The organism is Streptomyces saintjeani, assembly GCF_055409605.1.
Genome location: NZ_CP189624.1, coordinates 6,297,454 through 6,317,674, shown reverse-complemented (window position 1 = coordinate 6,317,674; position 20,221 = coordinate 6,297,454). Strand labels below are relative to the sequence as shown.

At 72.2% G+C, this 20,221-nt stretch carries 19 protein-coding genes; 5 read left to right on the top strand and 14 right to left on the bottom strand.

The features are described 5' to 3' along the window. Positions 1-10: 10 nt before the first annotated feature. The 4 genes from ACQCO7_RS28950 to ACQCO7_RS28935 are packed head-to-tail and all read right to left on the bottom strand — an operon-like array spanning position 11 to position 4,581. Positions 11-643 carry a GTP-binding protein gene (locus ACQCO7_RS28950; protein ID WP_464074553.1) on the bottom strand — a complete coding sequence of 211 codons (633 nt, stop codon included), beginning with the start codon at positions 641-643 and terminating at the stop codon, positions 11-13. Further along, positions 624-1,067 (bottom strand): DUF742 domain-containing protein, encoded by a 444-nt coding sequence (locus ACQCO7_RS28945; RefSeq protein WP_464074552.1) that lies wholly within the window; start codon positions 1,065-1,067, stop codon positions 624-626. The genes ACQCO7_RS28950 and ACQCO7_RS28945 overlap by 20 nt, the downstream gene beginning before the upstream one ends. After that, complete coding sequence (locus ACQCO7_RS28940; RefSeq protein ID WP_464074551.1) at positions 1,064-1,561, bottom strand: roadblock/LC7 domain-containing protein; 498 nt, start codon at positions 1,559-1,561, stop codon at positions 1,064-1,066. Before ACQCO7_RS28940 ends, ACQCO7_RS28945 begins: the two co-directional genes overlap by 4 nt. Next, positions 1,558-4,581: a sensor histidine kinase gene (locus tag ACQCO7_RS28935; protein ID WP_464074550.1), complete on the bottom strand. Its 3,024-nt coding sequence runs from the start codon at positions 4,579-4,581 to the stop codon at positions 1,558-1,560. Before ACQCO7_RS28935 ends, ACQCO7_RS28940 begins: the two co-directional genes overlap by 4 nt. Before the next feature lie 371 nt (positions 4,582-4,952). On the opposite strand from ACQCO7_RS28935, the gene ACQCO7_RS28930 reads away from it, so the two are divergent. After that, complete coding sequence (locus tag ACQCO7_RS28930) at positions 4,953-5,741, top strand: protein phosphatase 2C domain-containing protein (RefSeq protein ID WP_464074549.1); 789 nt, start codon at positions 4,953-4,955, stop codon at positions 5,739-5,741. A 24-nt stretch (positions 5,742-5,765) separates the two neighbouring features. On the opposite strand, the gene ACQCO7_RS28925 is transcribed toward ACQCO7_RS28930, so the two are convergent. The 9 genes from ACQCO7_RS28925 to ACQCO7_RS28885 form a co-directional block, all read right to left on the bottom strand. Then, positions 5,766-6,239, bottom strand: a complete 474-nt coding sequence (locus ACQCO7_RS28925; protein WP_464074548.1) for a MarR family winged helix-turn-helix transcriptional regulator — start codon at positions 6,237-6,239, stop codon at positions 5,766-5,768. Positions 6,240-6,399: 160 nt separating this feature from the next. Further along, positions 6,400-8,802, bottom strand: coding sequence for an endopeptidase La (gene lon, locus ACQCO7_RS28920; protein WP_464074547.1), 2,403 nt, complete (start codon positions 8,800-8,802; stop codon positions 6,400-6,402). A gap of 242 nt (positions 8,803-9,044) precedes the next feature. Then, the gene (locus ACQCO7_RS28915; RefSeq protein WP_464077316.1) at positions 9,045-10,292 is read right to left on the bottom strand and encodes an ABC transporter permease; all 1,248 of its coding nucleotides are present in this window, start codon (positions 10,290-10,292) and stop codon (positions 9,045-9,047) included. Positions 10,293-10,321: 29 nt separating this feature from the next. Beyond that, entirely contained in the window at positions 10,322-11,170 is an 849-nt protein-coding gene (locus ACQCO7_RS28910) for an ABC transporter ATP-binding protein (RefSeq protein ID WP_464074546.1), read from the bottom strand. Next, on the bottom strand, positions 11,167-12,783 hold the full coding sequence (locus ACQCO7_RS28905; RefSeq protein WP_464074545.1) for a peptidoglycan-binding protein: 1,617 nt from the start codon (positions 12,781-12,783) through the stop codon (positions 11,167-11,169). The genes ACQCO7_RS28910 and ACQCO7_RS28905 overlap by 4 nt, the downstream gene beginning before the upstream one ends. Beyond that, positions 12,780-13,292: a hypothetical protein gene (locus tag ACQCO7_RS28900; protein WP_464074544.1), complete on the bottom strand. Its 513-nt coding sequence runs from the start codon at positions 13,290-13,292 to the stop codon at positions 12,780-12,782. The genes ACQCO7_RS28905 and ACQCO7_RS28900 overlap by 4 nt, the downstream gene beginning before the upstream one ends. After that, positions 13,292-14,194, bottom strand: coding sequence for a hypothetical protein (locus ACQCO7_RS28895; protein ID WP_464074543.1), 903 nt, complete (start codon positions 14,192-14,194; stop codon positions 13,292-13,294). Before ACQCO7_RS28895 ends, ACQCO7_RS28900 begins: the two co-directional genes overlap by 1 nt. 110 nt (positions 14,195-14,304) lie before the next feature. Beyond that, positions 14,305-14,679 carry a hypothetical protein gene (locus ACQCO7_RS28890; protein ID WP_464074542.1) on the bottom strand — a complete coding sequence of 125 codons (375 nt, stop codon included), beginning with the start codon at positions 14,677-14,679 and terminating at the stop codon, positions 14,305-14,307. Between the two features lie 280 nt (positions 14,680-14,959). After that, entirely contained in the window at positions 14,960-15,220 is a 261-nt protein-coding gene (locus ACQCO7_RS28885; RefSeq protein WP_464074541.1) for a hypothetical protein, read from the bottom strand. A gap of 216 nt (positions 15,221-15,436) precedes the next feature. Here ACQCO7_RS28885 and ACQCO7_RS28880 point away from each other — a divergent pair, with 216 nt between their 5' ends. Further along, on the top strand, positions 15,437-16,444 hold the full coding sequence (locus ACQCO7_RS28880; RefSeq protein WP_464074540.1) for a DUF5954 family protein: 1,008 nt from the start codon (positions 15,437-15,439) through the stop codon (positions 16,442-16,444). Positions 16,445-16,505: 61 nt separating this feature from the next. On the opposite strand, the gene ACQCO7_RS28875 is transcribed toward ACQCO7_RS28880, so the two are convergent. After that, the gene (locus ACQCO7_RS28875) at positions 16,506-17,318 is read right to left on the bottom strand and encodes a rhomboid-like protein (protein WP_464074539.1); all 813 of its coding nucleotides are present in this window, start codon (positions 17,316-17,318) and stop codon (positions 16,506-16,508) included. Between the two features lie 178 nt (positions 17,319-17,496). On the opposite strand from ACQCO7_RS28875, the gene ACQCO7_RS28870 reads away from it, so the two are divergent. From ACQCO7_RS28870 to ACQCO7_RS28860, 3 genes are all read left to right on the top strand, one after another. Next, on the top strand, positions 17,497-18,228 hold the full coding sequence (locus ACQCO7_RS28870) for a spermine/spermidine synthase domain-containing protein (RefSeq protein ID WP_464074538.1): 732 nt from the start codon (positions 17,497-17,499) through the stop codon (positions 18,226-18,228). Between the two features lie 121 nt (positions 18,229-18,349). Then, positions 18,350-19,090: a response regulator transcription factor gene (locus ACQCO7_RS28865; protein ID WP_055721112.1), complete on the top strand. Its 741-nt coding sequence runs from the start codon at positions 18,350-18,352 to the stop codon at positions 19,088-19,090. After that, positions 19,087-20,190, top strand: a complete 1,104-nt coding sequence (locus ACQCO7_RS28860) for a sensor histidine kinase (RefSeq protein ID WP_409116789.1) — start codon at positions 19,087-19,089, stop codon at positions 20,188-20,190. The genes ACQCO7_RS28865 and ACQCO7_RS28860 overlap by 4 nt, the downstream gene beginning before the upstream one ends. Positions 20,191-20,221: the final 31 nt, after the last annotated feature.

Here is a 20,221-nt window from a genome sequence, read left to right as displayed (position 1 = left end):
GGAGTCGCTCCTATTCGGGTGTTTCGTCGAGCGCGTGCGTCACCAGGGAGAGCAGGGTGTCGATGACGGCGATCCGGCGGCGGGCGTCCATGACGACGACCGGCACTTTCTGAGGGATCGTCAGGGCCTCGCGCACGTCGTCCGGTTCGAAGCGTTCGGTGCCGTCGAAGTGGTTGACGGCGACGACGTACGGCAGTCCGCAGCTCTCGAAGTAGTCCAGCGCCGGGAAGCAGTCCTTCAGGCGGCGGGTGTCGGCGAGGACCACCGCGCCGAGCGCGCCGCGCACCAGGTCGTCCCACATGAACCAGAAGCGCTGCTGGCCCGGGGTACCGAAGAGGTACAGGACCAGGTCCTCGTCCAGGGTGAGGCGGCCGAAGTCCATCGCGACGGTCGTCGTGAGCTTCTGCGGGGTGGCGCTCAGGTCGTCCGTCGCGGCGGACGCCTGCGTCATCAGGGCCTCCGTCTGGAGCGGGGTGATCTCCGAGACGGCCGTGACCAGCGTCGTCTTGCCGACGCCGAAGCCGCCGGCGACGACGATCTTCGTGGCGACGGGGGCGCGGCTGCGGTCCGTCTGCCAGGATTTCAGGTTCTCGTCCTCGTCAACTCCCCATACGGGGACGCGGTCAGAGACGACGGAGTCCACTCAGCACCCTTTCCAGCAGAGCGCGGTCGGGACGGCCCGTACCGTGGGCGGTACCGGTGCCGTACACCCGGATCTTTCCCTGGTCCGCGAGGTCGCTCAGCAGGACCCGGACCACGCCGAGCGGCATGCGCAGCAGCGCCGCGATCTCGGCCACGGTCCGCATCCGGCGGCACAGTTCGACGATCGCGGCCAGCTCGGGGAGGCCCCTGAAGTCGTCCCGACGGCTCGTCAACTCCTTGTGCCCCTCGGGCGCTTCGAGCGCCGCGACGAAGGTCTCGACGAGGAGGACGTGGCCGAAGCGGGTGCGTCCGCCGGTCAGGGAGTACGGCCGTACGCGTGCCGGAAGGGGGTACCGCCCTGTTCGAGCGGAGCCGAGAACTTGGGGGAGGCCCGCGCCGCGTACCGGGAGTTGGTTCCTGGTCATCGCGTGCTCCCTTCCGCCTCCAGCGACTTCCGTAGTTCCGTGCGGAGTTCGGGGGTCAGGACGTGTCCGACGCGGCCGACGAACAGGGCCATGTGGTACGCCACGGTGCTCATGTCGCAGTCCGTGTCGCCGTGCACGCCGAGCAAGGAGCCGTCGCTGATCGACATCACGCACAGGCTGCCGTCGTCCATCGCGACCATCGTGTTCTTCACGCCGCCGAAGTCCATCAGACGGGCGGCGCCGAGGGTCAGGCTGCCGATGCCGGAGACGATCGTGGCGAGGTCGGCGGACGAGCCTCTCGGTCCGGCCGGTTTGCTCGAACTCTCCTCCTTGGCCTGGGCGTTGGCGCCCGGGTCGGAGGACAGGAGCAACAGGCCGTCGGAGGAGACCACGGCCACCGACTGGATGCCGGGGACCTCCTCGACGAGGTTGTTCAACAGCCAGTGCAGGTTACGGGCTTCACTGCTCAGGCCGAAGGTACCGGGCGCGGTCAACTGCTTGCCTCCTCGACGGTGCCCCCCGTGGTGTCCCCCGCATGTCCATACGTCCCACGCTCGACTACCCCCTCATTCGAGGGCGGTTCCCCTACGGCCGTCTCCTCGGCGATCTCCGACTCTGCGTCCCGGTACCCGGCGACGGCCCCCCGCCGGAATCCGCCGAGCTTCTTCCTGAGCGCCTCGGCATCGACGCCGCCCGCCACCCTGGGCCGGACGACCTGCTCGGGCGCGGTCACCTTGGGCGTCCGCTTGGGGAGCCCCTTCTCGGTGACCTGCTCGGCGGGTTCGGCACGGGAGTGCTCCACCGGCTCGGGGTGCGAGGCGTTTTCCGGGTGCGTGGCGGTGCTCGGGTCGACGCCGGGGTACGGGCCGGAGTCGATGCGCGGGTCGTCGGCGGTTCGCGGCGGCGAGGGGAGGAAGAGGGCCATGGTCGTCTCGGACGAGACGGGGGGTTCGCCGGATTCCGAAGATTCGCCGGGTTCCGAAAGTTCGCCAAGTTCCAAAACTTCACCGAGTTCCGAAACTTCACCGAGTTCCGAAACTTCACTGAGTTTCAAAGATTCGCCGAGTTCCGAAACTTCACCAGGTTCCGAAACTTCACCGGGTTCGGCGGCAGCAGCGTGCTCGACGTGGTCACCGGAGTCGGCAGGCGCGGCGGCGAGTTCCTCCGGCGAAACGGCGTCCTCCGGAGAAGCAGCCGTAACCGCCTCCCCCTGCGTCTCCCCCCGGTCATCCCCATCCCCGGCGTCGCTCCCGAGAACTCCCCCACCCTCGGCACCCCCGCCCTCCGCACCACCCCCCTCGCTGGGAACCCCGCCCCCCGCCGCCCGTATCGCCCTCTCCGCCAACTCCACCGCAAGGTCCTTGCCCCGCGAACGTCCCCCGATGACATGCGAGTTGACCTCGGCATCAGCCCCCGGCAGCGTCACCCCGCCCGAGACCGCACCCGGCGTGGAGGACGGCACGGCACCGGCCGGTGCCGGCGCCAGTACGGCCGTAGGGACGACGACGACCGCAGCGGTCCCCGGCGTCTTCTTCTGCCCCCTCAACCGCACCCGCACAGCGTGCCGCCCCGCGAGCCGCGAGACGACGTACAGGCCGAGCCCCTCCTCGTCCTCCCCCTCGAACGGCACCTCGGGGTCGGACTCGGCGAGGCGGGTGTTCAGGGCGTCGCGGCGGGCCGGTTCGATGCCGAGGCCCTCGTCCTGGACGGAGAGAATGACGTCGCCGTTCTCCAGGAGCCAGCCGGAGACCTCGACGGGCAGGTCGGGCGGCGAGAAGGAGGTCGCGTTCTCCATCAACTCGGCGAGCAGATGGGAGAGGTCGTCGGCGGCGAACCCGGCGATGTGGGCGTGCGCGGGAAGGGCGGAGATCCGGACCCGGTCGTACCGCTCGATCTCGGAGACTGCGGCGCGCACGACGTCGACGAGCGGTACGGGACCGGGGTGTTGCTGCACATGCTCGGTCCCCGCGAGGACGAGCAGGTTCTCGCTGTGCCGCCGCATGACGGTGGCGAAGTGGTCCAGCTTGAACAGCGTCGCGAGCCGCTCGGGGTCCTGCTCGCGCTCCTCCAGCCCCTCGATGACGGCGAGTTGACGCTCGATGAGCCCGAGGGTCCGCAGCGAGAGGGTGCCGAACGTGGACCCGATGGACGCCCGCAGCCGCTCCAACTGCCCGGTGACCGAGGCGAGTTCGGTACGGAGTTCCTCGCGCGCGTCGGCCATCTTCTGCCGCTGCCCGACGAGGTGCTTGCGGTCGGCCTCCAGCGTGCCGATCCGCTCGTGCAGCCCGGCGGCGTGCGCGTGCAGCGCGTTGATCGACCGCACGACCTGCGCGAACTCGTCATTGCGGCCGGTGAACTTGACCGGTTCCTCGGCGCCGGGCTCCGCCGCCTCGGCGAGCCGCCCGGCCCCCCGGCGGACAGCGGACAGCGGCCGGGTGAGGCTGCGCGCCATCCCGGTGGCGACGCCGACGGCGACCAGCATGAGCGCCCCGAGCAGCGCGACGCGCAGTTCGAGCCCGGTGACGTCGTCGTCGCGGAGGGTCTCGAGTTCCTTGGTACGGCGGTCGAACAGGGACGCCTCGACGCCGCGCATCAGCTCGATGCGGGCGGACAGAGCCGCGTCCACCGCGGCCGGCGCGGCCTTCACGTCGTCGTCGCCGAGGACGGGTTGGTCGGTGAGCCGGGTCAAGTACCGCTCGGCGGCGTCGTTCTCGCCGCCGGTGACCGTCGAGTCGTACGCGTCGACCATCCGCCGCGGAGCCGTCTCGCGGAAGTCCGCGAGCGCCGAGTCCGAGCGCAGGCGGGCCTGTTGGGCGGCGGCGCTGAGGGCGTCGCGCACCTCGGCGGCGCCGGACGTGTCGTAGCCGTCGTCGACCGGCACGTCGAGCGCGGCGACCAGCAACCCCCGGGCGGCGGCGGCCTGTTGGACGGCGGAGTCGAGCTCGGCGAGGGCGTACGCACCCGCGCCCGCGCGCGGCGGGGTCTGCTGGGCGAGTTGTTCGGCGAGGCGGTGCAGCTCGGTGATGGTCTTCGAGTACGCCTCGTGCGCCTGGAGCGGCGTGCTCTTCCCGTCGAGCGCGTTCTTCCGGATCGCGGCGATGCCGGAGACGGCGGCGGGGAGGTTCCCGGCGGCGCGCAGGTCGGTGAGCTGCCGGTCGACACGGGCGGTGACCTGCGTGTCGGGCGCGCTCTCCTTGTCGCGGCCGGTCGCGACGTACGCCGTGACCTGGTCGCGCTCGTCGGCGAGGGAGTGCGCGAGGACCAGCGCCTCCTGGGTGCGCTCGGCGAGCGTCACCAGCTCCTGGGAGTCCTTGAGTTCGGCGGAGAGCGCGAGCACGGACGGCGTACCGGCCGCGCCGATCGCGGCGGCCACCACGGCCACGGCGATGATCAGCCGGTTGCGCACATGGGTCGGCCGGCCCTTGCCGACGGGCGCACCCGAAGAAGCCGCACCGGCGGGCGAACCTGCCCCGGAAGCCGACTGTTCTGTGCGCCCAGGCCGCGTCTTCTGCACCGGTGCTCGCATTCCTGTAACTCGTGTACCCATGGGACCGGATGACGCTCGGTCAACAACAGCGCACAACCGGTACGGTCCCCGACCCTCCCAGTGCCGGTGGGCGGGAAGCGCTCATCACCTGACCCGCCACCCGAAGGAGTGAACATCGGAGGGGAGTTGGCGGGCAAGTTCCGCCGACGCGCACCGGTCGGCCCTGCGGCCCGTCGGTTGGACGCGGGCGCCGGGCTTTGGCAGTATTCGCCGCCACGTATTCCCCAAGGGCTCGATTACCGCCCAAATCACCCGCCTGACCTGCGAGGAAACCTCAACGGGGCGATCATCGCGAGCCGTTCGGGCGCCGTACACCCGGGTATGTGCAGACTGGCCCCATGCGTACGGAACTTGTGTCCGAGCCGGGCGATCCGGCCCGCCCCAACGAGGACTTCGCGGCGCTCTGCGTTCCCGCAGCCGGGCAGGGGGGCGTGCTCGTCGTGCTGGACGGGGTGACGCCGCCGCGCGGTCCGACGGGGTGCGTCCACACGGTGCCCTGGTACACCGCGCGGCTCGGCGGGGCGCTGACCGAACTGACCGTTTCCCTCCTGGATGTTCCGCTGGTGGAGGCGTTGTCCCGGGCGATCCACCGAACCGCGACCTCCCATTCACAAACCTGTGACCTTTCTCACCCGCGTACGCCGCAGGCGACGGTCGCGCTCGCGCGGTGGGGTGCCGAGGCCGTGGAGTACCTGGTCCTGTCCGACGCGGCGCTCCTCCTGGAGTCCCCCGACGGCACGGTCACCCCGGTCCTCGACGACCGCCTCGCCCGCCTCCCCCGCGAGCTCCTCGTCTCCGACGAGGTCACCGACGCCCGTGCCCGCAACAAGGAGGGCGGCTTCTTCACGGCCGCCGCGGACCCGTCGGTGGCGGCGCGCGCGGTGACGGGCCGCGTCCCGCGCTCCGACGTCCGCACCCTCCTCGGCCTCACGGACGGCGCGACCCGCTGGACCGAGAAGTTCCACGAGGGCGGCTGGGCCGACCTGCTGCCGTACGTCCGCAAGGCGGGGGCACACGGACTCGTCTCCCGCGTACGGGAGTTGGAGACGGCGGACGCGCAGGCGCGGGTGTTCCTGCGGCGGAGCAAGACGCACGACGACGCGAGCGCGGTGTACGTGGAGCTGTAGCGCGGGGCGTCGACAAGGGCGCTGTCAGCTCTGCTTCTCCATCACCTGGTTCAACTCCCCCAGCAGCCGCGCCAGTTCCGAGACCTCCCGGCGGTCCCAGTGCGCGAGCTGCGCCACGTAGATCGCGCGCCGCGCCTCGCGGACCCGGCTCACCCGGCTGCGGCCCTCCTCCGTCAGCTCGACGAGCCAGGCCCTGCCGTCCGCCGGGTCGGGCTCGCGGGCGATGAGGCCCAGCTCCTCCAGCGCGCGCAGCTGCCGGGACATCGTCGCCTTGCCGACGCCGATGTACGCGGCCAGTTCGGTGGCCCGGCGCCGCCCGGTCTCCTCCAGCCGTACGAGCAGCCCGTACGCGGCGGGCTCCAGGTCGGGGTGCACCTCGCGGGCCATCTCGCCCTGGTTGGCGCGAGCCCGCCGCAGCAACACGGTCAGCTCCCGTTCCAGCGAGAGGAACTCCCGGTCGGCCCCTCCCACGACGCCGCCGTTCCCGTCGTCACTCACTTCGGTGCTCCCTGTCGTCCGCTCGGCTCATCGCCGCAGTTCGGACAGTATTTCGCAGGTCGGCGTAGGGGGCTTGTCAGGGGACGGGTCCAGTTCGGTCCGCGAAGGCTCGGGCCCCCGCGAGGGGAACCCGAGCCTTCACTTCATCCGGCGACGCCCGTCACGCCGCCACCGGAACCTCATTCCTCGCGGGCGTCAGCGCCAGCTCCAGCACCTGCCGCACATCCGTCACCGCGTGGACGTCGAGCTTGTCCAGCACCTCCGCCGGGACGTCGTCCAGGTCGGCCTCGTTGCGCTTGGGGATGATGACGGTCTTCACCCCGGCCCGGTGCGCGGCCAGCAGCTTCTGCTTGACGCCGCCGATCGGCAGCACGCGCCCGGTCAGCGACACCTCGCCGGTCATCGCCACGTCCGTGCGGACCAGCCGTCCGGAGAGCAGCGAGGCCAGCGCGGTCGTCATCGTGATGCCGGCGCTCGGGCCGTCCTTGGGGACCGCGCCCGCCGGGAAGTGGATGTGCACGCCCCGGTCCTTGAGGTCGCCGACCGGCAGTTCCAGCTCGGCGCCGCGCGAGCGCAGGAAGCTCAGCGCGATCTGCGCGGACTCCTTCATCACGTCCCCGAGCTGCCCGGTCAGGGTGAGGCCCGCCGCGCCCGTCTCCGGGTCCGCGAGGGACGCCTCGACGAACAGGACGTCGCCGCCCGCGCCGGTCACCGCGAGCCCGGTCGCGACACCCGGGACGGCCGTACGGCGCTCGGCGGGGTCCTGCGCGGACTCCGGCACGTGGTGCGGGCGCCCGATGAGCGCGCGCAGGTCCTCGTCCCGGATCGTGAACGGCAGCTCCCGCTCGCCCAGTTCGTGCTGCGCGGCGACCTTGCGGAGCAGGCGTGCGATGGACCGCTCCAGGGTGCGGACCCCGGCCTCGCGGGTGTACTCCCCGGCGAGCTTGCGCAGCGCGCTCTCGTCGAGGGTGACCTCGTCGGTGTTCAGGCCCGCGCGCTCCAGCTGGCGCGGGAGCAGGTGGTCGCGGGCGATGACGACCTTCTCGTCCTCCGTGTACCCGTCGAGCCGGACCAGTTCCATCCGGTCGAGCAGGGCCTCCGGGATGGCCTCCAGGACGTTGGCCGTGGCGAGGAACACCACGTCCGACAGGTCGAGTTCGACCTCCAGGTAGTGGTCGCGGAAGGTGTGGTTCTGCGCGGGGTCGAGGACTTCGAGGAGGGCGGCGGCCGGGTCGCCCCGGAAGTCGGAGCCGACCTTGTCGATCTCGTCGAGCAGGACGACGGGGTTCATCGACCCGGCCTCCTTGATCGCGCGCACGATCCGCCCGGGCAGCGCGCCGACGTACGTACGCCGGTGGCCCCGGATCTCGGCCTCGTCCCGGACGCCGCCGAGGGCGACGCGGACGAACTTGCGGCCCATCGCGTGCGCGACGGACTCACCGAGACTCGTCTTGCCGACGCCGGGCGGCCCCACGAGGGCCAGTACGGCGCCCCCGCGCCGGCCGCCGATGACGCCCAGGCCCCGGTCCCCACGCCGCTTGCGGACGGCCAGGTACTCGGTGATGCGCTCCTTCACGTCCTCCAGGCCCGCGTGCTCGGCGTCCAGGACCGACTTGGCGCCCTGGATGTCGTACGCGTCCTGCGTGCGCTCGTTCCACGGGAGTTCGAGGACCGTGTCCAGCCAGGTGCGGATCCAGGAGCCCTCCGGGGACTGGTCGCTGGACCGCTCCAGCTTGTCGACCTCCTTGAGGGCGGCCTCGCGGACCTTCTCCGGCAGGTCGGCGGCCTCCACGCGGGCGCGGTAGTCGTCCGACTCCTCCCCCTCGGTCTCGCCGTTCAGCTCACGCAGCTCCTTGCGGACGGCGTCGAGCTGGCGGCGGAGCAGGAACTCGCGCTGCTGCTTGTCGACGCCCTCCTGGACGTCCTTCGCGATCGTCTCGGCGACGTCCTGCTCGGCGAGGTGGTCGCGCAGTTGCTGGGCCGCCAGCTTCAGGCGGGCGACCGGGTCGGCCGTCTCCAGCAGCTCGACCTTCTGGTCCACGGTCAGGAACGGGGAGTATCCGGAGTTGTCGGCCAGCGCGGACACGTCGTCGATGGCCTGTACCCGGTCGACGACCTGCCAGGCGCCGCGCTTGCGCAGCCACGCGGTGGCCAGCGCCTTGTACTCCTTGACCAGCTCGGTGACGCTCCCCGGCAGCGGGTCGGGCAGCGTCTCGTCGAGCCGGCTCCCCTCCACCCACAGCGCGGCGCCCGGTCCGGTGGTCCCGGCGCCGATCTTCACCCGCGCCCGGCCACGGATCAGCGCACCGGGATCACCGTCGGCGAGCCTCCCGACCTGCTCCACGGTCCCGAGCACACCGGTCCCCGCGTAATTCCCGTCCACCCGGGGCACCATCAGCACCCTCGGCTTCCCGGACTCGGTCCGCGCGGCGGCCTGCGCCGCCTCCACCGCGGCCCTCACATCAGCGTCATTCAGATCCAACGGAACCACCATGCCCGGCAGAACGACCTCGCCGTCGAGCGGCAGCACGGGCAGAGTGAGCGTTGAGGACGACGAAGCCATGATCTCCCCTTCGGCAGTCAAGTTGAGCTATGCCGACTCAATGCATGTGAGCCGCCGAATGTTCCCGGCTCCGTGTTCGCCGTGAGCGATCACAAGGATTTCGCAGGTCAGGGCGGTTGTCAGTGCCGGGTGCGACGCTGGGGACCACCGAGACGGACGGGGAGGCAACACATGGGCACCTGGGGAACCGCCCTTTCGACAACACCGTCCGGACCGGATTCGGTACCGGGCCGGCGGAGCGCTCAGCGGCGCAGGGCCTCCACCGGTTCCACCCTCGCCGCCCGGCTCGCGGGGTAGAGGCCCGCGAGGAGGCCGGTCACGAGGCCGATCAGGGGGGCCGAGGCGACCACCAGGGGGTGGACGACCGGGGACCAGGTCCGGGCGAGGGAGACCGTGATCACCACCAGGACGCCGACGCTGGTGCCGACCAGACCGCCGAGGGCGCCGAGGGCTCCCGACTCGGTGAGGAACTGGAGGGTGACGTGGTGGCGGCGGGCGCCCAGGGCGCGGCGCAGGCCGATCTCGGCGGTGCGTTCCAGGACGGCGACGAGGGTGGTGTTCGCGATGCCGACCGCGCCGATGACCAGGCAGATCCCGGCGAGGGCGAGGAAGAGCTGCGCGAGGTCGTCACCGACCGAGGAGCGCAGGGTCCGCGGATCGGGCGGCGCGACGGCGCGGACGTACTCGGGGTGGTCCGCGCGTACGGCGACCGGCGCCTCGCGGGCCACCTGCCCGGCGGCGCCCAGCCGAGTCGCGACGAGCATCGTGGCCGACCCCTCGGCCGGCGGCCCCCACAGGGCCTCGGCGGTCGTGCGCGGCACCATCACGGACAGCAGGAGTTCCGGCCGCCGCTCGGCGTCGGAGGCGATGCCCGTCACCGTGAACGACCGGTCGCCGATGAACACCGCGGGGTCGGTGTCCAGGCTGGTGATGCCCAGCCGCCGGGCCACCGTCTCACTGACGACCACGACCGGCTCGCGGCGCTCGCTGAGCCGCCGGTCGTACAGGCGCCCCTGCGTGAGCGTGAGGTGCGCGGCGTCCAGTGCCTCGGGGGACGCGGCGTAGACGGTGGTGTCGGCGTGCACGCCGCTCACCAGCGGGGAGCCGGTGACCTGCTGGCCGGCGGGCAGCTTGACGGGCCACAGCACACCCCCCGCGCGCACCCCGTTGACCCGCGTGATCAGCTGCTCGGCGTCCGGCCCGAACGCCGTCCCGCCCCCGGGGTCCCGCTCGGCCGCCGCGTCCTGCAACGTCACCTCGGTCGCCGTCAGCGCGTTGAACCGGTCGTCGATCTGCGCCGACGCGGTCGCCGTCAGCCCCAGCACCGCCACGAACGCCCCCACCCCGAGCACCGTCCCGAGCGAGGTCAGCGCGGACCGCGCGGGCCGCTGCAACACCCCGGACAGCGCCTCGGCGAACAGGTCCCGCCAGTCCAGCCGGGAGGCCGGCACCGCGTCCCTCCCGGCACCGGCGGACGCACCGGCGGACACCTCGCCGGGAGCATCCGTACGGCGCCACCTCACGCGCTCCTCCCCCGCTCGGCCCGGCTCGCCACGGCCTCGCTGCCCACGGCCTCGCTCCCCACCGGCTCCGCCCCGCCGCTCTCGACCTCGACCCCCTCGACCGCGCCGCCCTCCGCCCCGGCACCCCCGATCCCGCCGCCCTCGGCGTCGTCGCCCTCGATCCCGCCGCCCTCCCCCAGAACCCCGTCCCGCACAGCGATCGTCCGTACCCCCCGGACAGCCACCTCGGGGTCGTGCGTGATGACCAGCACCGTCATCCCGTCCTCGTGCAGCCCCGCCAGCAGATCCAGCACCCGCCGGGAGTTCACGGAGTCCAGGTTGCCCGTGGGTTCGTCGCACAGGAGGAGGGAGGGACCGTGAGCCAGCGCGCGGGCGATCGCGACGCGCTGGCGTTCACCGCCGGACATGCGGGTGGGGTGGGAGTGCAGGCGGTGGCCGAGGCCGACGCGCAGGAGCGCCTCGCGGGCGCGGGCGCGGCGGTCGGTCCGGGGGACGGCCGTGTTGTAGACCATGCCGAGCGCGACGTTCTCCAGCGCCGTGCGGTGGGAGAGGAGGTGGAACGCCTGGAAGACGAACCCGATGCGGTGCCCGCGCAGAGCGGTCCGCGCCGCGTCGCCGAGTCCGCCGGTGTCCCGGCCGTCGAGGAAGTAGCTGCCGGTGGTCGGCCGGTCGAGGAGCCCGATCACGTTGAGGAGGGTCGACTTGCCGGACCCGGAAGGGCCGACGACCGTGACGAACTCCCCCCGGCGGACGGTGAGATCGCTGGGCCGCAGCGCGACGACCGGGGTCCGGCCCGGGTACGTCAGCCCGGCCTGCCGCAGGTCGATGACGGGGGCGGCGGTCATGACAGGCTCGCCTCCCCGTCGCCCAGCTCCTGTCCGTCGTCCGGGCTCTGCCGGTCCCCCGGCGTGGGCTCCCCCGCGTTCACCCCCGTGACGACCTGGTCCCCCGCCGTCAGCTCCCCGGTGCCGACCGGCGCGACGGCGACGTACCCGTCACCGGTCGTCAGCTCCCGTACCTCCACCCGGCGTTGCTCGTCCCCCGCCGACACGACCGTGACGTGCAGCGTGCCCTGCCGCCCGGCGGTCACCGCGGTCACCGGGACGACCAGTTCCTCCGTGCCCGTGGAAGCGGCCTGGACGGTGACGCGGACGTCCTGCCCGGACAGGCTCGCGTCGAGCGCGGTCCGGGGACGCAGCACGACGAGATACCCCTCCCCGCCGGCCACGGAGGCCCCCTGGGACCCCGCGTCCGAACCAGAACCCGACCCGGAGCCCGAGCCCGACCCGGAGCCCGAGCCGCCCCCACCTCCGTCCCCGCCTCCGCTCCCGCCCCCCGCCGCACTCGGCGACGCGGCCACCGACACCAGCCGCGCCCCCGCCCGCTTCCGGTCCAGCTCGGCGTAGATCTCGGCGGGCTGCCCGCCCTTGAGCAGCTTCACCTGGAGCGCGTCGACATAGGCGTGGACGACGAGTTCCCCGGCGGACACGGTCATCACCGACTCCCCGACCGGCCCCCCGACCCGCCCGGCGACCGTGTCGACCCGCGCCGGGAACCCGCTCAGGAAGACGACCTCGGCGGCGGGCACCTTCGGCCCGTCCGAGGCCCGCGCGGCGGCCAGTTCGCCCCGCGCGGTCCGCCGGTCCTCGACCGCCCGCTCCAGCACGCGCCGCGCGTCCCGCACGGCGTTGTCCGCCGCCGTGCGGTCCGCCGCGGCCGGCACCCGGCCCCGCGCGGACCGGGCGTCGTCCAGAGCGGTCCGCGCGTCCTCGACGGCCCGGTCCGCCGCGCGGTCCGCGGTCTGGGCCGCCTTCACCGCCGCGCCCGCGTCGTCGGTCGCGGGCAGCGGCTCGTACCCGACGGAGCCGTAGAACTCCCGCACCGCGCCCTTCGTCCCGGCGCCGAACACCCCCCGCTCGTCCGCCCCCGAGGAGAAGCCGAGCTTCGCCAGCGCGTCCTGGAGCTGGCGGACGTCCTGCCCGTGGGACCCGGGCTTCAGGTCGCGGTAGGCGGGCACCTTGCCCTCCAGCGCGATCACCGGCCGCCCGGACACCTCGGCCAGCACCTCGCCGGTCCTGATCCGGTCGCCGGCCTTCTTGGGGAGCCGGCTGACGACCGGGGCCCCGCCCTCGGCGCCCGGCTGCGGCGCGACGTTCACGGTCTGCCCGGCCACGACCCGGCCCCGGGTGACGACGTCGCTGGTGAGGACCCGCCGCTCCACGGGCCGGGTGAGCACGGAGCGCGCGGGCGGCCCCGCCTCGGCGGCCCGCTGGGCGGGCGACTTGATCCACATGCCCGCGCCGACGCCGGCCGCGGAGAAGAGCGCGGCGGTGGCCACGACCCCCATGAGGACGCGCCGGCCCCGGTAGGGGAAGCCGCCGGGCCGGTCCGGCGGCTCGTCGTCGAAGGCGCTCGCGCCGAGCGGGCCCTCGTCCGGGTCGGGGTGCTCCGCGCTCACCGACCCGCCTTCTGCTCCGCCGAGGTGAGACAGGCGATCTCGTCCCCCTTGTCGATCGCGGAGTCCTCCGGCATCGCGTACGTCCCCGTCCGGGGGTCGGGGTCGCCGTACCCGGCGTGCCCCTTGCCGCGCATACAGGTCACGAAGTCGGTGAGCAGGGCCACCTCCCAGCGCGTGACCGGGACCCGTACGCCGTCGGGTGCGGACGCGCGGCAGGCGCGGGCGGCCCGGCCGAGCGTCGCGTCGGCCACGCCGTCGGCGCGCGCCTCGCCGTCGACGACCCGTACGCCGTGGCCGGCCATGCAGGCCGTGTACGCCGCGACGCTGCGGTCACCGGCCACGGCGGCGCCGGTCGCGTCCCCCGCGGCGCCGGTCCCGCTGCCGCCCGTCCCGCCGGCCGTCGCCGTGGCGCCGCCTCCGTCGGACCCGCCCCCGTCGGAGCAGGCCGTCAGCGCCGTACCGGTGGCGAGGAGGACGACCGCCAGGAGCCGGAGCCCCGGGGGCCTCATCACGCCCCCCTCATGACCCGGGCGGAGTTCTCGACCAGCGCCTTCTTGTTGGCGAGGATCTCGGAGAAATGCTCGGCCTTGTTGTCGATATAGGCTTTTTGATAGGCGTCCATGACCGCGTACCAGATCCCTACGGTGTTGTCGCGCTGTTTGCAGGCGACATCGGCGACGGCCGTGGCGATCGCGGTACGGGTCCCGGCGCCGGTCTCCCATTCCGGGTCGTTGGCGGCGTCGTGCGGGTTCTGATAACTGAACCCCTTTTCCTTCATGCACGCGGACCACTTCGCGAACGCACCGGAAACCCGGCTGTCCTGCTGGACCTTCGCATAAAGGCCGTAGAACTCGTTCCCGACGGCCAGGGCGTTGACGCCCCGCACGCCGCCCTTCTCCATCTCCGCGTCGACCTCCGCCGAACAGCCGCCCTTCCGCAGGGGCCTGCCGGTGGTGTCGGTGACGCCCTTCGCGGTGCCGTTGTAGACGGCCCGTTCCGCGGCGGAGGGCTCGTACCCCGCCCTGTCCTTCTCCTTCGCGCTGCCGCCGGCGGGGTCCCCGTACCCGTGCAGGCGGGCCGCCTCGGCGTCGATGATCGTGAAGTAGCGGGTGGGGTCCGCGCCGAGGGAGGGCAGGTCGGAGGTCACCTGGGCGTCGCTGAGCCACGACATCCCGAACCGCTGCATGCAGCGCCGGGAGAGCACCGCCTGTGCCTGGCTGTAGGCGCGCATCTCCTTGTCGGTGAGCACGTACCTGTTCATCGGCAGGGACGGTACGTCCGCCGGGCTCATCACCTTCGGGACCGTGCCGAGGGCGGGTTCGCCACCGCCGCCGCCCCCTCCGGAGCAGCCGGCGAGCGCGAGGGCCCCCAGCGCCGTGGCGGTCACCGCTGTCGTACGAAGCGTTCTCACCGCACCCCCTCGGGTGTCGTTCCCGTCTCTCACACGGGGTGAGGCCGGAAGCGGTTCCGGCCTCACCTCTGTCACGGCCCGGTTCCGGCCACGGCCGCCGGGCCGCTCACTCAGGAGTATCTGGCGGAGCTGACCTGGTCGTTGAGAACGCCGTACGCCGAGAGGTTGACGTAGTAGGGCAGTGACGCCCCGCTCTGTCCGGCGTTCTCGTACACCTTGATGGCGCAGTTGGCGAAGCCCTTGTGCGAGGACGCCTGGTCGTTCCAGGCAGCGCTGAAGCCCGACGTGAAGTCGGAGTCGCTGGTGGTCGTGGTGCACGAGACGGTGCCGGACGCGGTGACCGTGTACGTCACGCCGCCGTAGTTGATGTCCAGGTAGAAGATGCCGACGACGGTGTCGGCCTGCGCCGGCCCGGCGGTGGCCACGGCCCCGCCGACGAGGGCGGCCGTAGCCAACGCCGCGGCGGCGATCCTGCGCTTGAGCATGGATTCGTTCCTTCCGTTGAGGTACCCGCGTGAGGAACACGCGGGGCTGTACAGGAAGGGGAGATAACTGTCCGAAACTCGACTGGAGCCCCCGCTCCGTCGAAAGCAACGGGGATCTTGTCGTACTCGTCCCCGCCGGACAGGTAGCACCTAACCAAAACCGGCTGCCGCTGTCGACAAGTCCGATGAATATCGTCCGGAACGAGGCCATCTATTTTCCCGGAGCCCCTCGGGCATTTCCGGGAATTTGCTTTCCACTGCGAGCGGCAATCAATAAGCGTCAGTTCCGCCGGAACAGGCAGATCAGGGACGTCCGTTCACCCGTGAGCGTCTTGCCCTCCGCTGCCGCCATGTCGGACAGGGTCCAGCCCTGCGCCTCGATCGCCTCGATCTGTTCGCCGACGCCCGGCATGAGGCCGGTGGTGCGGGAGGAGGAGCCCGCCTCGATGATTTTGAAGGTGAGGACGCGGCGGCCCTCGGTGTACGCGAGGGCGGCGATGCGGGACGCCTCGTTGGCCTTGGCGTTGTTGATGAAGCCCATGGGTCCCCCTGGGGTGGGTCGCGGTGATCGGGGGATCATCATCGGGCTCCGGCCAGGACCGGGGGTAGCGCTGTGACGGGACTGTGACGCCGTGGTGCCCGTGGGACCCGCGCAGGCGCCGCACGGCACCCGCACCCGTTCCGGCCAGGTCGAACAAAGGCCCCCACTTTCCCGGTTCCCCCCGCCGCGCACCCCCGCCGCGACCACAATGCGCACATGAACGATGACTGGAAGCGACACATCGACGAGCTGCACGCGGAGCTGGTCCGGCGGGACGACCCGGTCGCGTGGGTGATGGAGGCGGACGCGGTGGAGGCGTCGCGGCGGTATCCCCTGATGGCGCTGAGGGGCCCGGTGTTCGGGGTGGCCGTACGGGAGGGCGAGGGGAGGTGGCGGGTGAAGACGGCACTGGTGGACGGCATGCCGCAGATGGCCCGCGACGAACTCCACTCCCACCTCTGGTTCGCCGCGAAGGACGACACCGACGACCCCGCCGAACGCCGCGCGCTGATCGCCGCCGTGTCGGTCCTGGAGAAGGAGCCGGCGAACGAGGTCGAGGCGCTCGGCGTCCGCTACCGGATCGTGCGGGGCGACGAGTTCGCGTGGAGCGGCGAGTACGGCCTGGAGCCGCCGAGGCCGACCGACCCCGAGCCCGCCGACCTCGACTGGGACGCGCTGGACGGCCCCTCCCCGGACGTCGGCTTCGTCCTGGACCCGGCCCGCGACGAGAGCCCGATGGCGGGCGCCCTGCGCCTGGGCCTCAGGGAGTTCAGCTACGTCGGGACCCGCTTCCCCCCGGACGCACAGGACGACTCGCGGCGCGCGGTGACCACCCACCCCGACCTGGTCCGCCTCCCCGTCGGCTTCGCGATCGTCGAGCGCGACGAGAAGGGGTGGACGGCGTGCAGCTCCCCGAAGGCGACCCCGCACGAGGCGCGGCGCTGGCTGTACCAGGCGATGACCCGGTACTGGCCGCTGATGCACCGCGACGACGACGCGCGCAGGGCCGAGTACGCCGAGGGGGCGTGGGAGTTCCGCTCGGCGGGCCGGGCCGACGAGGCGACCGTCGCGGGCCGCCACTTCCGCGTGTGCCGCGTCGAGCGGGTCGTCCGGATGGGCCCGGACGGCCCCGAGACACCCCGCCCCTCGGACGTCGACCAGTACGGCCCGTCGAAGATGCACCCGACGCTGCTGGAGGACGGAACGGTGATCCACGAGGACTGAGCCCCTCGAAAACCGCGCCCCTCAAGACCGCCCCCTCAGGAACCGCGCCTCTCGGGAACACTCAAGCGGCGAGCGCCGTACGCCGCACTCCCCCCGCGCTCCACCTCCGCACCCACCGCCACGTCCCGACCCCCACACCCAGCGCGATCAGATGCCCCCAGTTGCTCACCGGATCCGTCAGATTCACCAGATCCTGGAGCAGCATCCCCCCGAACAGCACCAGCACCGGCCACCGCAGCCACGGCCGCAGCAGCCCCGCCACCGCGCCCACGCTCGCCGCGACCCCGAAGCTGATCCCGTAGTCGAACCGGTGCAGCGAACTGTCCGGCAGCCGGCCCGCGAGGACCGCGAGCCCGACCGGCAGCTCGGTCGCGAGCGTCGCGACGACGTGCCCGGCGAGGAAGACGAGGGCGGTCCGCAGCCCCCCGATACGCCGCTCAAGGGCCGTCAGCACCAGGAGGAAGACGGCGACGAAGGGCGAACCGAGCCCTCCGGCCACCCACAGCGCGCTCGCGACCAGCACCAGCACCGGCGCCTGCACGAGATGCGTGACATCCGTACTGGACGCCTGGAGCACACCGTCCACCCAGCCGGGATCGGCGTTGTCGGCGACGTACGAGGTGACGGCGAGCAGCACGGCGTACCAGAAGGTGAACGGCGTACCGGTGGGCGTGGGCAGCAGCCGCCACACGCGGGGGAAGGGCCGGACGGAGACGTCCTTGACGGCAGGCGCCGCGGCGACGGCATCGGACACCGGCGCCGCGGCGACCGGGTCGGCCGCCTCGGCGACGCGCGGCCGTTGTCTCGGCACCCCGTCCAGCAGCGCCCCGGGAACCGACAACTCCCCCGCTCCAGCCGTCTCGGTACGTTCCACCGTGAGGCGCTCCTTCCGTTTCAGCTACACCTTTCGCGCCCCACACCCCCGCTGTCTGTGACTCAGACCACGTAAGAGCGGATTCTCAGCAAGCTCTCAAACAAGCACTCACCCCGAACGCGGCCCCGGCCGGTGAAATTCCGTCGGCCCCGGGTGCCCCGAGTGCCAGGATGGGCCGATGCCGCAACCGATGCCACCGCAGCCGTCACCCTCCGTGCACACCCCCTTGTACGACGCCCCGGAGGTCCTGGACCGCCGGGAGGGCCCCTACGGCGAAGTGGTGCTCCGCAGACACGGCGCCCTCCTCCAGATCATCGCCAACGGCTGCTTCCTGATGGATACGTCGGACGGCCGCTCGGAACGCCTGCTCATCGACGCCGCATGGCAAACACTCGACAAAGACCGCACCACCCGCACCACCCGCCCCACGCTCCTCATCGGCGGACTCGGCGTCGGATTCTCGCTCGCACACGCCGCAGCGAACCCGGACTGGGCGAGGATCACGGTCGTGGAACGCGAGCGCGCGGTCGTCGACTGGCACACGGACGGCCCGCTGGGCGCCGTGTCGGGGGCCGCGCTGGACGACCCGCGCACGGACGTCGTCGTCACCGACCTCCTGGATTTCCTCGGTGAGACATCGGACACGTTCGACGCGCTGTGCCTGGACATCGACAACGGCCCGGACTGGACCGTCACCGAGGGCAACGACAGCCTGTACGGCCCGGCCGGACTCGCGGGCTGCGCCCGGGTGTTGAGACCGGGCGGGGTACTCGCCGTATGGTCCGCGCAGCCCTCGCCCGACTTCGAGGGAACCCTCTGGAATGCCGGGTTCCGGGCGGTGCGTACCGAAGAGGTAGCCGTTGCCCGAGGCGTTCCGGACGTCGTCCACCTCGCCGTCCGGCCTGGATAGCAAAGCGATGGTGACTCCCCGTACTCTGCTCACCTGACGCCGATCATTCATGCGTCGATCGCAGTCATGCGCAGACATGGGATCACCCCACGGATTCCGGAAAGCACCTCAGGGGCGGGCGATGGAGCAGACACACACCTCGCAGAACGGCACGACGACGGCTACCCCGGGCGCACAGCGCCGCGTCCTGGTCGTCGAGGACGACCAGACGATCGTCGACGCCATCGCGGCCCGACTGCGCGCCGAGGGATTCCTCGTGCAAACGGCCGGAGACGGTCCGGCGGCGGTCGACACGGCCGAGGCATGGCAGCCGGACCTGCTGATTCTCGACATCATGCTGCCGGGTTTCGACGGCCTGGAGGTCTGCCGCCGCGTGCAGGCCCAGCGGCCCGTCCCGGTGCTGATGCTGACGGCCCGGGACGACGAGACCGACATGCTGGTCGGGCTCGGCGTCGGTGCCGACGACTACATGACCAAGCCGTTCTCGATGCGGGAACTGGCCGCGCGCGTGCACGTGCTGCTGCGGCGGGTCGAGCGGGCCGCCATCGCCGCCGCGACCCCGCGCTCGGGCATCCTGCGCCTGGGCGAACTGGAGATCGACCACGCGCAGCGCCGGGTCCGGGTCCGCTCGGAGGACGTGCACCTGACGCCCACCGAGTTCGACCTCCTGGTCTGCCTGGCGAACACCCCGCGCGCGGTGCTCTCCCGCGAGCAGCTCCTCGCCGAGGTCTGGGACTGGGCGGACGCCTCCGGCACCCGTACGGTCGACAGCCACATCAAGGCGCTGCGCCGGAAGATCGGCGCCGAACGCATCCGGACCGTCCACGGGGTCGGGTACGCGCTGGAGACCCCGACGCCATGAGCGCCGGGCCGGACGGCGGGCCGAGAGGGGAGCCCTGGGCGGGTATGCGGCCGTTCTCGATCAAGACCAAGCTCGGGGCGCTGGTCGTCATCTCGGTGCTGATCACGACCGGGCTGTCGATGATCGCCGTGCACACGAAGACCGAGCTGCGTTTCATCATGGTCTTCTCGATGATCGCGACGCTGCTGATCACCCAGTTCGTGGCGCACTCGCTGACCGCGCCGCTGGACGAGATGAACCTCGTCGCGCGGTCCATCGCGCAGGGCGACTACACGCGCCGGGTCCGCGAGAACAGACGCGACGAGCTGGGCGACCTGGCCGAGACGATCAACGTCATGGCCGACGAGCTGGAGGCGCAGTACCAGCAGCGGAAAGAGCTGGTCGCGAACGTCTCGCACGAGCTGCGCACCCCGATCGCGGGCCTGCGCGCCGTCCTGGAGAACGTGGTCGACGGCATCGCCGAGGCCGATCCGGAGACGATGCGCACGGCCCTGAAGCAGACGGAGCGCCTCGGCCGCCTGGTGGAGACGCTGCTCGACCTGTCCCGCCTGGACAACGGCGTCGTCCCGCTGCGCAAGCGGCGTTTCGAGGTGTGGCCGTATCTCTCCGGTGTGCTGAAGGAGGCCAACATGGTCGCCTCGGCGCGCGCGGGGATGGCCTCGGGCTCGGGCAACCACACCCGCTCGGACGTCCACCTCCACCTCGACGTCTCGCCGCCCGAGCTGACCGCGCACGCGGACCCCGAGCGCATCCACCAGGTCGTCGCGAACCTCATCGACAACGCCGTGAAGCACAGCCCGCCGCACGGCCGCGTCACGCTGAAGGCACGCCGGGGCGCGCTGCCGGACTCGCTGGAGCTGGAGGTCCTGGACGAGGGTCCGGGCATCCCGCGCTCCGAGTGGCACCGCGTCTTCGAGCGCTTCAACCGGGGCTCGGTACGCCGTCCGCACGGGCCGGGGAGCGACGGGGGTACGGGGCTCGGGCTCGCGATCGCGCGCTGGGCCGTCGATCTGCACGGGGGCCGGATCGGGGTGGCCGAATCGGAGCGGGGATGCCGGATTCTCGTCACCCTTCCGGGGGAGTCCCGTGTCGGCGGTTGACGTACAGTTCGATCATCGTCGGGCAGTAAAG